This is a genomic window from Roseibium sp. AWQ4_290 (assembly GCF_056160985.1).
This window is the reverse complement of record NZ_JBSWYG010000083.1, coordinates 1-303: the sequence shown is the minus strand read 5'-3', so window position 1 is coordinate 303 and position 303 is coordinate 1. Positions and strand designations below refer to the sequence as shown.

1 protein-coding gene is annotated in these 303 nt (G+C 61.7%); it reads right to left on the bottom strand.

The features are described 5' to 3' along the window. Nucleotides 1–303 (bottom strand): IS66 family transposase (locus tag ACXAH0_RS25230; protein ID WP_475196066.1); only part of this gene is annotated, 303 nt, incomplete at both ends.

Here is a 303-nt window from a genome sequence, read left to right as displayed (position 1 = left end):
GGCAACCGATGATCCTTGGGAGGCATGCACATCGACGAACTTGCGCCGGATATGGGCCATGCAGGCCATCTCCCGAGCTTTGTTCTCCCCGAACAGGCCGTTGAACCCGGCATAACCGTCCGCGTGAACCCAGCCTTTGTAGCCAGACAGGTGGCCCTCAGGATGTTTGCCCTTGCGGTCAACCGTGAACCGGTACCACGCCAGCGGTGCAGAAGACCCGGCCCAAGGGCGTTCATCCCGCACATAGGCCCAGATCCGGGCGGTTTTGGTTTTCTTCGTTCCCGGCGCCTGAAGCTTGACCGG